The sequence below is a fragment of the Aeromonas jandaei genome (assembly GCF_037890695.1).
In the GTDB taxonomy this organism is placed as follows: Bacteria; Pseudomonadota; Gammaproteobacteria; order Enterobacterales; family Aeromonadaceae; genus Aeromonas; species Aeromonas jandaei.
In genome coordinates this window covers 3,875,530-3,888,600 of sequence record NZ_CP149571.1, presented here as the reverse complement: position 1 = coordinate 3,888,600, position 13,071 = coordinate 3,875,530, and the positions used below count along the sequence as shown (strand labels likewise).

11 protein-coding genes are annotated in these 13,071 nt (G+C 60.5%); 6 read left to right on the top strand and 5 right to left on the bottom strand.

Annotated features, from left to right (window positions below; all coding sequences use genetic code 11):
• Positions 1–52 precede the first annotated feature (52 nt).
• A complete protein-coding gene (locus tag WE862_RS18080; RefSeq protein WP_042031358.1) occupies positions 53–466 on the top strand; it encodes a hypothetical protein in 414 nt (137 codons plus the stop codon).
• Here WE862_RS18080 and WE862_RS18075 read toward each other — a convergent pair.
• Positions 463–1,359 (bottom strand): LysR family transcriptional regulator, encoded by an 897-nt coding sequence (locus tag WE862_RS18075; protein WP_042031357.1) that lies wholly within the window; start codon positions 1,357–1,359, stop codon positions 463–465. The two genes, WE862_RS18080 and WE862_RS18075, sit on opposite strands and share 4 nt — an antisense overlap.
• A gap of 109 nt (positions 1,360–1,468) precedes the next feature.
• On the opposite strand from WE862_RS18075, the gene WE862_RS18070 reads away from it, so the two are divergent.
• The 4 genes from WE862_RS18070 (at position 1,469) to WE862_RS18055 (ending at position 4,437) form a co-directional block, all read left to right on the top strand.
• Complete coding sequence (locus WE862_RS18070; RefSeq protein WP_041208710.1) at positions 1,469–2,029, top strand: YceI family protein; 561 nt, start codon at positions 1,469–1,471, stop codon at positions 2,027–2,029.
• Positions 2,029–2,766, top strand: a complete 738-nt coding sequence (locus tag WE862_RS18065) for a hypothetical protein (RefSeq protein ID WP_042031355.1) — start codon at positions 2,029–2,031, stop codon at positions 2,764–2,766. Before WE862_RS18070 ends, WE862_RS18065 begins: the two co-directional genes overlap by 1 nt.
• 197 nt (positions 2,767–2,963) lie before the next feature.
• Positions 2,964–4,085 carry an adenosylhomocysteinase gene (locus tag WE862_RS18060; protein WP_042031354.1) on the top strand — a complete coding sequence of 374 codons (1,122 nt, stop codon included), beginning with the start codon at positions 2,964–2,966 and terminating at the stop codon, positions 4,083–4,085.
• Between the two features lie 40 nt (positions 4,086–4,125).
• A complete protein-coding gene (locus tag WE862_RS18055) occupies positions 4,126–4,437 on the top strand; it encodes a SelT/SelW/SelH family protein (RefSeq protein WP_042031353.1) in 312 nt (103 codons plus the stop codon).
• A gap of 77 nt (positions 4,438–4,514) precedes the next feature.
• On the opposite strand, the gene WE862_RS18050 is transcribed toward WE862_RS18055, so the two are convergent.
• The gene (locus WE862_RS18050) at positions 4,515–6,227 is read right to left on the bottom strand and encodes a lysophospholipid acyltransferase family protein (protein ID WP_042031351.1); all 1,713 of its coding nucleotides are present in this window, start codon (positions 6,225–6,227) and stop codon (positions 4,515–4,517) included.
• A 143-nt stretch (positions 6,228–6,370) separates the two neighbouring features.
• A complete protein-coding gene (pepT, locus tag WE862_RS18045) occupies positions 6,371–7,594 on the bottom strand; it encodes a peptidase T (RefSeq protein WP_339058655.1) in 1,224 nt (407 codons plus the stop codon).
• Between the two features lie 967 nt (positions 7,595–8,561).
• Here pepT and speA point away from each other — a divergent pair.
• Positions 8,562–10,463 carry a biosynthetic arginine decarboxylase gene (gene speA, locus WE862_RS18040; RefSeq protein ID WP_041208699.1) on the top strand — a complete coding sequence of 634 codons (1,902 nt, stop codon included), beginning with the start codon at positions 8,562–8,564 and terminating at the stop codon, positions 10,461–10,463.
• An 83-nt stretch (positions 10,464–10,546) separates the two neighbouring features.
• Here the strand turns inward: speA and WE862_RS18035 are convergent, their stop codons facing one another.
• Both WE862_RS18035 and WE862_RS18030 read right to left on the bottom strand, forming a co-directional pair.
• Positions 10,547–11,071, bottom strand: coding sequence for a hypothetical protein (locus WE862_RS18035; RefSeq protein ID WP_042031348.1), 525 nt, complete (start codon positions 11,069–11,071; stop codon positions 10,547–10,549).
• Positions 11,068–13,050, bottom strand: coding sequence for an alkyl/aryl-sulfatase (locus WE862_RS18030; RefSeq protein WP_042031346.1), 1,983 nt, complete (start codon positions 13,048–13,050; stop codon positions 11,068–11,070). The genes WE862_RS18035 and WE862_RS18030 overlap by 4 nt, the downstream gene beginning before the upstream one ends.
• Positions 13,051–13,071: the final 21 nt, after the last annotated feature.

Sequence of the window (13,071 nt, the reverse complement as noted above, 5' to 3'; positions counted from 1 at the left end):
CATGGCGGGCTTAATATGCGGCGCAGTCTAGTGGAATATAATGGGTAATCCAATGACGAAAACGATTTTATTTGGTGGTGGTGAGCAGATGCAGGAGCCTCTTCTGCTGGATCTCAATGTGCTCTATCATCCACCCAAACGGCCACTGACTGCCCTTGGCATTGTCAGTGCGCTGGTGCCCCTGTTTGGTTTTGGCTGGCAGGCGATGACCGAGGATCCGCAAACCCAGCTGCGCCAGGAAATTGCCAAGCGGGTCAACAATCGCCGCAGTGATGAGGCCAACCTCATCCTGATCCTGCAGCTGGCCGCCATGTTCGATTGCCCCGAGGTGACGGTAGCGCTTCCCTATGCGCTGAGCGAACAACAGCTTGCCACCATCCGCACCCGACTGCCGCGCTGGCAGCTGATCCCGGATGAGCTGCAACTGCGGGCACTCCTGTCCCCGGCAACGCCCGCCAAGGCTTAAGCTTCCCACTGCTGCGGGGCGAGATAGCGCTCCTGCACGAATTCGATAAAGCAGCGCACCTTGGCCGAGACGAAGCGGCGGTGCGGATAGACCGCATAAAGCCCCACCTCGCCCTTCTCCCACTCCGGCAGCAGGCTGACCAGCCTGCCATCCTGCAAGGCTTCTCCGACGATGAAGGTGGGCTGCAATATGATGCCCTGATCATCACAAGCGGCGCGGGTCAGCGCTACCCCGTTGTTGGCGCGCAGCGGCCCCTGTGGCCGGATGCTCTGTTGCTCGCTTCCCCGTTTGAAGTGCCACTCCGGCTGGGTCAGGGTGTAGACCAGACAGTCGTGTTGCTTGAGATCTTCGGGCTTCTCCGGCCACCCCTTGCGTGCCAGATAGCCTGGGCTGGCGCAAAGCTCGACCCGGATGGTGGCAAGCTGGCGCGCCACCAGCGAGGAGTCGCTGAGGTGGCCGATGCGCAGCGCCAGATCGAACCCCTCTTCCACCAGCGCGACTCGCCGGTCGCTGTACTCGATATCGAGCTTGAGGCCGGGGAAGCGCTCGCGAAACAGCGGCAGGGCGGGGGAGAGGTGGAGGTAGCCAAAGTCCATCGGCACCGAGAGCTTGAGGGTGCCGTTGGGCTGCTGGTTGTGGTGGGTCAGCTGGCTGTGGGTCTCTTCCAGTTCCGCCAGCAGGGCGAGGGAGCGCTGGTAGTAAAACTGGCCCGCTTCAGTGGGATTGACCTGACGGGTGGTGCGCGACAGCAGCCGGGTGGCGAGCGACTCCTCCAGCTGTTGCATCAGTTTGGAGGCCATGGCCACCGAGATGCCAAGCTGGTTGGCTGCCTTGGTAAAGCTCTGGCACTCCACCACCTTGATGAAGGTGCGCATGGCGGCGATCTGATCCATTTTCCATCCTCAGTAAATAATGAATTTAATGAATCACTGATTATTCATTCTGACGACGAGGTTAGCATGTCAGCCAACGATGTGAACCCCAAGATGAAGGAACGAACGGATGAAAATGAGCAAAGCCCTGCTGGCCTCCTGCCTCTTTATGGCTGCCCCCCTGATGGCGGCGGAGTACGATGTCGACCCGGCGCACACCACAGTGCAGTTCAAGGTGGGCCACCTTGGCTTCTCCGAGCTGGTGGGTCGTTTCAACACCTTCAGCGGCACTTTCAGCATGGATGACGCCAATCCGGCGGCGGCCAAGGCGAGCTTCGAGGTGGATGCTGCCAGCGTGGACTCCAACCATGAGCCCCGTGACAAGCACCTGCGCAGCCCCGATTTTCTCGACGTGAAGCAGTATCCGAAGATGACCTTCGTCAGCTCTGCTTATGAGGGAACCAAGGATAAAGGGGTACTGAAAGGCACCCTGACCCTGCACGGCGTCTCCAAAGAGGTGGCCTTCAATCTGGTGAAGGTTGGTGAAGGCAAGGATCCCTGGGGCGGCTACCGCAGCGGCTTCAACGCCACCACCACCATCAAGCGCAGCGACTTTGGCGTGAACTACATGGTGCCGAACATCCCGGACGAGATGAGCATCAATCTGTTTGTTGAAGGTGTGCGCAAGTAATGGGCGCTTCACTTCTGCTGCAAACCCTGGCGGCTCCTCTGGGAGCCGCTTTGCTGTCGTGGCGCTGGCCACGGCTGGGCTATCTCTGGGGCGCGTTGGCGCTCTGGCTGGTGGGATCCTTGCTGGGCGGAGCCTATGGTCTGCCGGTCAAGGCGTGGCAGTGGCTGCCGCTCGCTCTGCTGGTGCCGGCCATCGCGGTGCAGGTGAGCGATCTGCGTGGTTCGCTGCTGCTCTTTGCCGTGGTCGGCGCCCTGATCTGGTGGCAGGGGCTGGCCTCGGTGCTGACAAGCGAGCCGATGATCTGGCTGGCGCTGCTGCCCGCCATCCTCTGGTTTGGCTGGGTGGGTCTGCGCGGTGACAGCCGCGAGGGGCTGGGTTTTGCCCTTGGTTTCATCTGGTTGGCGCTGGTGATCGGTATCGATGGCAGCCTGCTGATTGCCCAGCTGGCCGGCGCCTTGGCCGCCTTCGCCGGTTTTCGGGCACTGCTTGCCACGTTTGCCGGGGTCAATGTGGCGCCTGCCGGTCTGGCGCTGGCGCTCGCTTTCGTCCAGATGCTCGCCTGGCAATATGTGGAGGTGCCGCTGGTGGTTCTGCTGCCGGTCTGGTTGTTGCCGCTGCTGGAGTGGCTATTGCGCGGCAAGGGAGCACCACTGCGCTGGGGGGCTCTGATCCTGCTGGCCGGGGCGGGTAGCGGACTCAGTCTGTGGCATGTCTGGCCTGCCGCTTCTTTGTACTGATTTTCGCATGAAAAACAGCCAATTACGGTCATTTTTGCATACCTGCTCATACTCTTGAGATATAAAGATTGAGCCCTCCTATGTGTTTAAGATAAAAAGGATTTTCACTTATCTGGACACACACAGAACCCGGCTGCGCCGGGTTCTGTTTGCTTGCTTTGCAGCACACATTTTGGGGCAAATTAAGGAGGCCACAGTTGCGCAGTCAAGGATCTGAGCATCTGTTTTTTCGCCATTTCACCGGGCAGGGCCGTATCGAAGGTCTCTGCATTCTGCTGGTTACCCACCTGCTTCCTGATCGTCCCCGTTTCATCGAGGCTCTCAGCCAGATTGGCCGTATCGGCGCCATCCTGCCCAAACCCAAATCGGTACACGGCCCGACCCTGGAGTGGGTCTCCCGCCACTATCCGGTCGTTCCGCTGAATCGCCAGTGGACCAACTGTCCGCAGGGGGTCATCGAGCAGATCGCGCCGCTGGTGGCCCCCCATGAGAGGCTGTTGATCCTCGATATCGGTGGCTACTTTGCTACGACTCAGGTGACCCTCAGCGAATACTTTGGCCCCCGTCTGCTCGGGGTGGTGGAGATGACCGAAAACGGCCATCAGCGCTATGAGCAGGAGGTGCTGGCGACCCCGGTGGTCTCGGTGGCGCGCAGTCCTCTGAAACAGGCCGAGGATATCCAGATCGGTCTGAGCGTGGTCTACTCCGCCGAGTCGCTGGCCCGCAATCTCAACCGCACCTTCAACGTCTGCGAGGCGGCGCTGTTTGGCTATGGCAAGGTGGGGCGCAGCATCGCGCGCGACCTGCGCTGTCGCAACCTTCACCTCGGGCTGGTAGAGACCGACGTATTGCGTCAGGTGGAGGCGCTCTCCCACGGTTTTCGTCTCATCAGCAAGGCGGAGGCCCTGAGTCGCGCCGAACTGGTGATCTGCTCCACCGGCAACGGCTCGCTCGATCTGGCGGATCTGCAACTGCTGCGCCCCGGCACCATGGTCGCCTCGGTCACCTCCGCCGACGACGAGTTCGCCTTCTCGCTGGCCCAGCTCCCCTGGCCGATGGAGGAGGTGTGCCCCCATGTGCTGGCACTCAACCGGCCCGATGGCACCCAGATCTACCTGCTCAATCGGGGCGAGGCGGTCAACTTCGTCCACGGCGCCGTCATTGGCGAATACGTCTATCTGGTGCTGGCTGAGATCATGGAGGGGATCCGCATGTTGGCCGCCGGTCCGCTGGCGCCCGGCCTGTTCGAGCTGCCGGAGTCCACCATGCGCACCATCGCCCGTTACTGGCTGGCCGACTTCCACGGGGTCGAGCAGTGAGCTACCCTGCTCCCTTTCGATGCCCTTGATGGAGAACCGCATGAGCGACATGACCCTTTCCCCAGGTAAACCGCGGATCGAGATCCGCTACTGCACCCTCTGCCGCTGGATGCTGCGCGCCGCATGGCTGGCGCAGGAGCTGCTCTCCACCTTCGACAGCGAGCTGGGCGAGGTAGCGCTGGTGCCCGCCAGCAAGGGGGAGTTTCGCATTCTGGTGGATGGCGTGCTGGTGTGGGATCGGGTGGTCGATGAGGGCTTCCCCGAGGCCAAGGAGATCAAGCAGCGGGTGCGTGATGTCATCGCACCTGAGCGGGATCTGGGTCACTCGGATCGCAAACCCGCTGCCGAGTAAAAGCGGCTTGTCGGACAAGATGAGAGAGGGAGGCGCTGGCCTCCCTCTCTTTTTCCTTTGCAGCCCGTCAGTCTCGGCTATTCGCCGGTTACCGTGCTGGCGAGGGGGCCGATATAGCGTGCCTGTTTGTGGGGCTTGATGCGGCTCACATCGACCCACACCAGGCCATCGATGCAGTGGTTGAAGTCGGGGTCGATGCCAAAGTCCATGAACTGGACGCCGCCCGGTTCGCACAGCTCGGAGTACTGCTTGTAGAGGGTGGGGATGGCGCAACCCAGATTGCCGAGACGCTCCTTGAGCTCCTTGAGGTCGGTGCCGTAGTCGAGACCGGTAAACAGCGCTGGCGTGGCGGGATAGGGGCGGCGGGAGGGGGCGAGCGCCAGCTCGGGGGCAAAGTGCTGGCGGTAGAAGCTCACCAGCAGATCCTTGGCCTGCGGTGGCAGGCTGCCGGAGAGCGACACCGGGCCAAACAGGTAGCGATAGCGAGGATAGCGGGCCAGATAGGCACCGATGCCGAACCAGAGATAATCGAGCCCCCGTTTGCCCCAGTAGGCGGGTTGGATAAAGCTGCGGCCAAGCTCGATGGCAAGCTCCAGCCGCGGCAGCAGCTTCTCTTCAAAGCCGAACAGGGTGTGGCTGTAGAGGCCGCCCAGCCCCTTGCTGGCCAGCAGCTCGGCCACCGGCGCGAAGCGGTAGGCGCCGATGATGTCGAGCCGGGCTGGATCCCAGAGGATAAGGTGGTGGTAGTCATCATCGAAGGGGTCGAGATCCCGTCTTTTGCCCGAACCTTCCCCGACCGCGCGAAAGGCGATCTCCCGCAGCCGACCCAGTTCGCGCAGGATCACCGAGTGGCTTGCCTCGTGGCGGCGGTAGAGGTAGATCCCCTGTCCATCCGGGGTGGTACCGAGCTGCTCGCAGCGTTCGATGGCCTGTTTGAGCTGGCGACGATCCTCCGGCAGGGCGATGGGGGCTTCGGTCTGCAGCCGTCCCGGCTTGCCGCGGCCAATCCGGTAGAGGTGGCTGCGCACCAGTTTTGCCGCGCTCTTGGCCGGTAGCTCCTGAAAGCCGGTGACCGGGATGCGCGCCCCTATGGTGAGCGGCAGGGTGTTGCCCTGCTGGCGAAACAGCTGGCGCACCAGCAGCAAGGCGGAGGCGGGTTTATTGAGCCAGGAGGCGAGATAGAAGGCGGCACTGTTGCGCCCTCCTACGTGGATGGGTACCAGCGGGGTGGCGGTGCGTTTGGCCAGCTTGATAAAACCGCCCTGCCAGGGGCCATCCTTGATTCCGCCGGGGCCGAGGCGCGACACTTCGCCGGCGGGGAAGATCACCAGCGCCCCCTCCCTGGCAAGATGCTCCCCCATGGCCAGAATGGCCTGCCGGTCGGTCTTGCCCTCCATGTTGTCCACCGGCAGCAGCAGGGGACGCAGCGGTGCGAGTTGGGCCAGCAAGCGGTTGGCAACGATTTTCACATCGGGGCGGATGCGACCGAGCAGGCGCAGCAATGCCAGTCCGTCGATGGAGCCGATGGGGTGATTGGCAACGATAATGACCCGGCCACTGGCGGGAATGTGCTCAAGCTGCGCCTCGTTCACCCGGCAATCTACCGCCAGCTCCGCCAGCACCTGTTCGACAAAGTCGAGGCCGCGCAGGTGGGGATGGCGCTTGGCAAAGTCGTTAAAGGCGGGTTCGTTGAGCAGCCAGCCAAGGGCTCGTTTGCCGAGGCTAGCCAGCCGGGGATGGCCATTGAGGCGCGGGAAGTGCTGGGCAAGCAGGGTATCGATAGTGAACATCTGGGGGCTCCGGCGATCCTTTGCCCCCAGCATGGCGGGTTACTGTTCCCGGCAGATGTCGACCGGATGACAGTTTGATGGCAAAGAGGGGAGCCGGTTAAGCGGCTCCCCTCTTGGTTGTCACTGTGGTGACGATGGCCGGTTTAGCCGCGCCAGGCCGAGGTGAGACGCACCAGCTCGACCAGGGTGGCGACCGCTTTTTCCATGGATTGCAGCGGGATGAACTCGTGCTTGCCGTGGAAGTTGTGGCCACCGGTAAAGATGTTGGGGCAGGGCAGACCCATAAAGGAGAGGCGGGCACCATCGGTACCACCGCGAATGGGTTTGATCTTGGGCACCACGTCGGCGGCCTCCATGGCGGTGCGAGCCAGCTCGACGATATGCATGTGCGGCTCTATTTGGCTGCGCATATTGCGATAGCTGTCGGTCAGGGTCAGCTCGATGCGCGCCTTGGGATGCCCGGCCTGCATGGCGGCCACCCGGCTCTCCATCAAGGCTTTGCGCTCGGCGAAACGCTGGTCGTCAAAGTCGCGGATGATGTAGTGCAGGCTGCTCTCCTCCACGGTGCCGCTCATCTGGGCCAGATGGAAGAAGCCCTCATACCCCTCGGTGCACTCCGGGGTCTCGTCGGCAGGCATGGCGGCGTGGAAGCGGGCGGCCAGGGTCTGGCTGTTGATCATGCTCCCCTTGGCGGTGCCGGGGTGGACGTTGTTGCCGACGAAGCGGATGTTGGCGCTGGCGGCGTTGAAGTTCTCGAACTCCAGCTCGCCCAGCTCGCCACCATCGACGGTGTAGGCCCACTTGGCCGGGAATCGGCCCAGCGGGAACAGGTTGGCGCCACGGCCAATCTCTTCGTCCGGGGTAAAGCCGACCCAGACATCGCCGCGCGGTATCTCGGGGTGCGCCTGCAGATGGTCGATGGCGGAGAGGATTTCGGCGATACCCGCCTTGTCGTCGGCGCCCAGCAGGGTGGTGCCGTCGGTGGTGATGAGGTCCTGCCCCAGATAGTTTTTCAGGAAGCGGTAGTCACGGATGGCGAGTACCTCGTCACCCTTGCCAAGACAGATATCACCGCCCTGATAGTTCTCGATGATCTGCGGCACCACGTGCTCGGCTTCATAATCGGCGGTATCCATGTGGGCGATAAGGCCGATGGCGGGAGCATCCGGCTGGTTGCCCGGCAGGCAGCCGGTGAGGTAGCCGTGCTCATCCAGGGTGACCTGGGTCAGCCCCAGCGCTTCCATCTCATCTTGCAGGGCGCGGGCGAAGATCAGTTGCCCCTCGCTGCTCGGGCAGGCGGGATTGGTCTCGTCAGAGCGGGTATGAAAAGTCACGTAACGCAAAAAACGCTCAAGCAGGGTATCCATTAATCAGCCTCCGGTTGTGAGCGCTCATTTTGCGCCAATCCAGCCCCACCACTCATTGCGTCAGCGCAGGTTTTTTCCATTTTTTGCCTTGGTCGCTACCAGCGGGCACAAGCACAGCCGCTGCCGGTTTATTGCGCATAAAAGTCGCCACTTCGGGGATTTTTAATCATGGTTGGCAACGGGGTGTTTGGCCTGCAAGTCCCGCATCACAAGGGTTGCCTCTTTGGAGGGGGAAAAGCGACTCTTTTCATCGCGCATAACGGGGTGGGGCGATCATGCGCTATCCCAGCCCCCGCCTGCCCGCCAGCAAGATTTGAGTGGCTTATTAAAAGCGGATTTTGAGCACTATTTTTTATTGTCACCGCCCGCGGTAAGTGTGTACACTCCGCGCCGATCCGAAGGTAACCCTGAAGCAGGCAGAGCCGCCAGAAACCGGAAGGATCATACGCCTATAGGGCGAGGCACGCAGAAACGACAGACACTGCTGGGGAATGGTTTCTTTAATACCGGTTAGGCTCCGGTATCAGGGAGAACAACAGACACTCATCTTTCTTTTGACCGAGTGGGCCAACGGCTCATCATCTTCCCTTGTCATGGGCGGTCACTGGATATGAGCTGGGCTGTGGTTGTTGTCGTCTATCAACACGCATGCGTGCTGGCGCCTTCGCTTCTCTTCCTTGGAACCCTCTCCTGCTGTCGTGATGGCTGCCGAATGATGAACGGACGACGTGGCTGATGTCGTTTGTCATCAAAGTACCGCGGCGCAACGTAACGTAGCACCGCATACCGTTGAGCTTGATGTAAAGCCACCAGCCCCACATCAAGACTCGTTACTTCCCAAGATCCACCAGGCAGCCTCTGGCTTGCCGCGATGTGCAAAGCGCAACACTGCTTTGCACAAGATGGTCTGGATGTGATTGAGGGTAACGAAGGCGACTTCCCGTCGCTCATTTGCGAGGCATAGCCCATGACTAACTGGTCCAGCAAGGACTCCTTGAAGGTCTACAACGTTCCCTACTGGGGTGCGGGTTTTTTCAATATCAATGACGCCGGTCATGTGACCGTTGCTCCCGACAAGTCACGCCCTGACGCACAGATCGTGCTTTCTGACGCCATCGAACAGTTGCGTCAGTCCGGGCTGACCACCCCCGTGCTGCTGCGCTTCCCCGACATCCTCAAGAGCCGGGTCGATGCGCTGTTCAATGCCTTCGGTCAGGCCATCGAAAAGTCAGGCTATGAAGGGGACTACCTCTGCGTTTACCCGATCAAGGTAAACCAGCAGCGTCGTGTCATCGAGACCATCAGCCAGTCCTACAGCGACAAGCCCAGGCTTGGCCTGGAAGCTGGTTCCAAACCGGAACTGCTGGCCGTGCTTTCCCATCACCATGAGCAAGGCTCGGTGATCGTCTGCAACGGTTACAAAGACCGCGAATATATCCGCCACGCTCTGCTCGGCAACCTGATGGGCCACAAGGTCTACATCGTGGTAGAGAAGCCCTCCGAGCTGGAGATGGTGCTGGACGAGTCAGCTCGTCTCAACATCAAGCCCAATATTGGCGTGCGCGCCAAGCTCGCCTCCACCGGCTCCGGCATGTGGGAGTCGAGCGGCGGCTCCATGTCCAAATTCGGTCTGTCAGCCTCCCAGATCCTGGCGCTGATCGAGCGTCTGCGCAGTGTCGGCAAGCTGGATTGCCTGCAACTGCTGCACTTCCATCTGGGTTCCCAGATCGCCAACATCCGCGACATTCAGGGCGGTATCCGCGAGTGCGGCCGTTTCTACGCCGAACTGCGTCGCCTCGGTGCCAACATCGAAGTCGTTGACGTTGGTGGCGGCTTGGGTGTGGACTACGAGGGAACCCGTTCCCAGAGCCACTGCTCCGCCAACTACAGCCTCTCCGAGTACGCCAACAACGTGGTATGGGGTATCGGCGATGTCTGCCGCGAGTTCGACCTGCCGCACCCGACCATCATCAGCGAGTCCGGCCGTGCCCTGACCGCTCACCACGCCGTACTGGTCACCAACATCATTGGTGCCGAAGGGGTGGAGATGAACGACATCAGTGCACCGGGCGAAGATGCGCCGACCATTCTGCAGAACATGTGGAAAGGGTGGCAGGATCTGAGCGGTGAAGATCCCTCCCTGCTGGAGATCTTCCACGACTCGGTAGCCGATCTGGCTGACGTCAACACCCAGTACACCATGGGTCTGCTCAACCTCGAACAGCGTGCCTGGGCCGAGATGCTGCACCAGAACACCTGTCTGGCGCTCAAAGAGCTGCTCAATCCGGTCAACCGCAACCACCGTGCGCTGGCTGACGAACTGAGTGAAAAGCTGGCTGACAAGTGCTTTGCCAACTTCTCCCTGTTCCAGTCCCTGCCGGATGCCTGGGGTATCGGTCAGGTATTCCCGGTGATGCCGCTGGCCGGTCTCGAGCGTCCGCTCAGCCGTCGCGGCATCCTGATGGATATCACCTGTGACTCCGACGGTCAGGTCGAGCACTACGTCGACGGTCTGGGGGTCGAGAGCACCCTGCCGATGCCGGTTTACGGCGAGAACGAAGAGTGCCACGTCGGCTTCTTCCTGGTCGGTGCCTATCAGGAGATCCTGGGCGACCTGCACAACCTGTTCGGTGATACCCACTGCGCGGAAGTGTGGCTGGACGAAGAGGGCAAGATGGACATTCGCAATGTGGTGCGCGGCGATACCGTCGACCAGCTGCTGCGTTACGTCAACATCGACCCGTCCGTCATTCGCGAGAACTATCAGCGGATCGCTTCCCACCCGGCGCTGGACGACGCAACCCGCAAAGCCCTGCTCGACGAGCTGGAGCTGGGTCTGCAAGGCTACGCCTATCTGGAAGACGAATAAGCGCCTGCGCTTGACGTTCGCCGTGAAGGCATAAAAAGGGAGGCAAATGCCTCCCTTTGTTCTATCTGTTCCTCGTTTGGCGGTCAGGTCTGCGAGCTCAGCGCCTTGTGCAGATCCCGCAGCAACTGCTGGTTGTCGTCTCTTTGCAGCTCCACAACACCCAATTGCAGTCCCTGCTCAATGGTGAGCGACCCATTCAGCATGGCGTTGATGGCGGCTTCACTCAGCAGCATCACCCGGTCTTTGGGGTTTGGGCCGCTGGTGTGCAACTGGAGCAGTAGAGACTCCTTGCCTCGCACTCTTGACCAGAGTCCTGAGTCGATAAGCAGGATGGAGATCCCGCCGCCTACCCCTGCCTGCTGGAGTCGACTTTTGAGGGTCTGGAGCCATGCCTGGCTACGGGAGAAGCCGGCTTCGCCTGTCAGGGCTGCCAAAGGGGGCAACTGCTCACGGCTCACCGCAGTTGCCGTGGCCATGGCGATATTGACCGTGCCAGGCCAGCTCTGTTCGAACGGATTGGGATAAAGGGCATCATAACCACAGCTCTGCCCCATCCCGGGGATGAGGCAGAGCAGGACCATGCATGCGCGCAAGGTGCGTTGCATCATGGGGTCACTATGTTGAACCAGAAGTTGAACTTGTCGAGCAGGCTGATGAAGTCGCTGAACTTCTGCTGATCACCCTTGATTTTGATCTCGCCGCTGGCAATCTTCTGCTCCATGGTGCCCTGACCGAGCTGAATGTCATCCAGCGTCTTCTTGCTCAGGGTAATGGTGACATCAGGCTTGTCGGCATAGCGAGTAGTGTGGGTGAGTACCGAGTTTTCCAGGCTCAGGGTATGTTTCTCCCCGATATCGGTGAACTCCATGTTGATGACCATCTTCTTGCCCGCCGCCTTTTCCGGATTGATGCGTACCGACAGATAGTCAAACAGCATGCTGGGTGTCATGGCCCGGATGGTATCCGGCGATGCCGTGACGGTGCCACCGCCAGTGGGCACGCCATTGCGCAGCTCATAAGCCCCTTGCAGATAGACAGAGCGCCACGGGCCTGATTCAGCCTGATAGCCCAGTTGTTCCAGTGTATCCGCCAGCAGCAGCTTGCCCTCTTTGTTGTTCGGGTTGGCAAATACAAGGTGTTTGAGCACTTCCGCGACCCAGCGATACTCGCCTTTGTCGAACGAGGCCTTGGCCTTCTTCAGCAATGCCTCTTCGCCACCCATGAACTCGACATATTTGGGGCCGACCATTTCCGGTGGCAGGTTGTCGAGATCGGAAGGGTTGCCGGAGTACCAGCCCATATAGCGCTGATAGACGGCGCGGCTGTTGTGGCGCAGGGTGCCGTAGTAACCGCGGTTAGGCCAGAAGTCGTTGAGCTCGGGCGGCAGGGTGATCTGCTCGGAGATCTCCTCACCGGTGTAGCCCATGTTCATCAGGCGTACCGACTGGTCATGGATGTACTTGTAGAGGTCACGCTGCTTTTTGAAGTAGTCGACGATGTTGGCATTGCCCCAGCGTGGCCAGTGGTGACTCTGGAATTTGACATTGGCCTGTGCCCCCCAGGTTTCGATGGTTTCATTGAGAAAGCTCGACCATTTCAGCGCATCGCGCACCTGAGCACCACGCAGGGTAAGAATATTGTGCATGGTATTGGTGGTATTTTCTGCCATCCAGAGAGCCTTGCTGTCCGGGAACCAGGTATTCATCTCGGCGGGCGCTTCGGTGCCCGGGGTCATCTGGAAGACCATCTTGACGCCATCGACCGTCAGCGTCTCACCGGTTTTGGTGATAAAGCGGGTTGGCAACAGCAGTGAGGGGACACCAGTGGAAGTGGTTTGTCCCAGACCGCCATTGACGCCGCCCTGCGGGTTGCGCGGCAGCAGGGCGCCATACATGTAGACGGCGCGGCGAGCCATGGCGTTGCCGGCAATGACGTTTTCCGATACTGCATGTTCGGTAAATCCTTCAGGGGCGATGATTTCGACGCCCTTCTTCTTCGCCTCATCAGGTGACTTGAACAGGCCTGCGGCACCACCGTAGTGATCTACGTGAGAGTGGCTATAGACTACGGCGGTGACAGGACGCTCACCCAGCGTCTTGTTGATAAATGCCAGTGCCGCTTTGGCCGTTTGCGGCGAGATCAGCGGGTCGAAGACGATCCACCCCTTGTCACCCTCGATAAAGGTGATGTTGGAGAGGTCAAAGCCGCGAATTTGGTAAATCTTGTCGGTGACCTTGAACAAGCCGTACTGCATGTTGAGCTGGGCGTTGCGCCACAGGCTGGGGTTGACGGTGTCAGGGGATGCCTTGTCGAGCCCGATGTAGGTCTTGTACTGCTCCAGATCCCACACCACGTTGCCATTGTCATCCCTGATGGTCAGGGTATCGGGTTTGGCAATGAATCCGCGTTGGGCATCCTCGAAATCCTGCTTGTCATTGAACGGCAGGGTGTGCAGCACACCCTGGTTCGCCTTGATGGTAAATTCGCTAGCCGGTTTGGGATTGATGACTGCCCAGGCGGGCTGCAGAAGCAGGGCACCGGACAGCAAGATAGTGACGACCGTGGGTGCTGAAAACCTTGGTTTCATCAGAATTACTCCAGAGGTAGT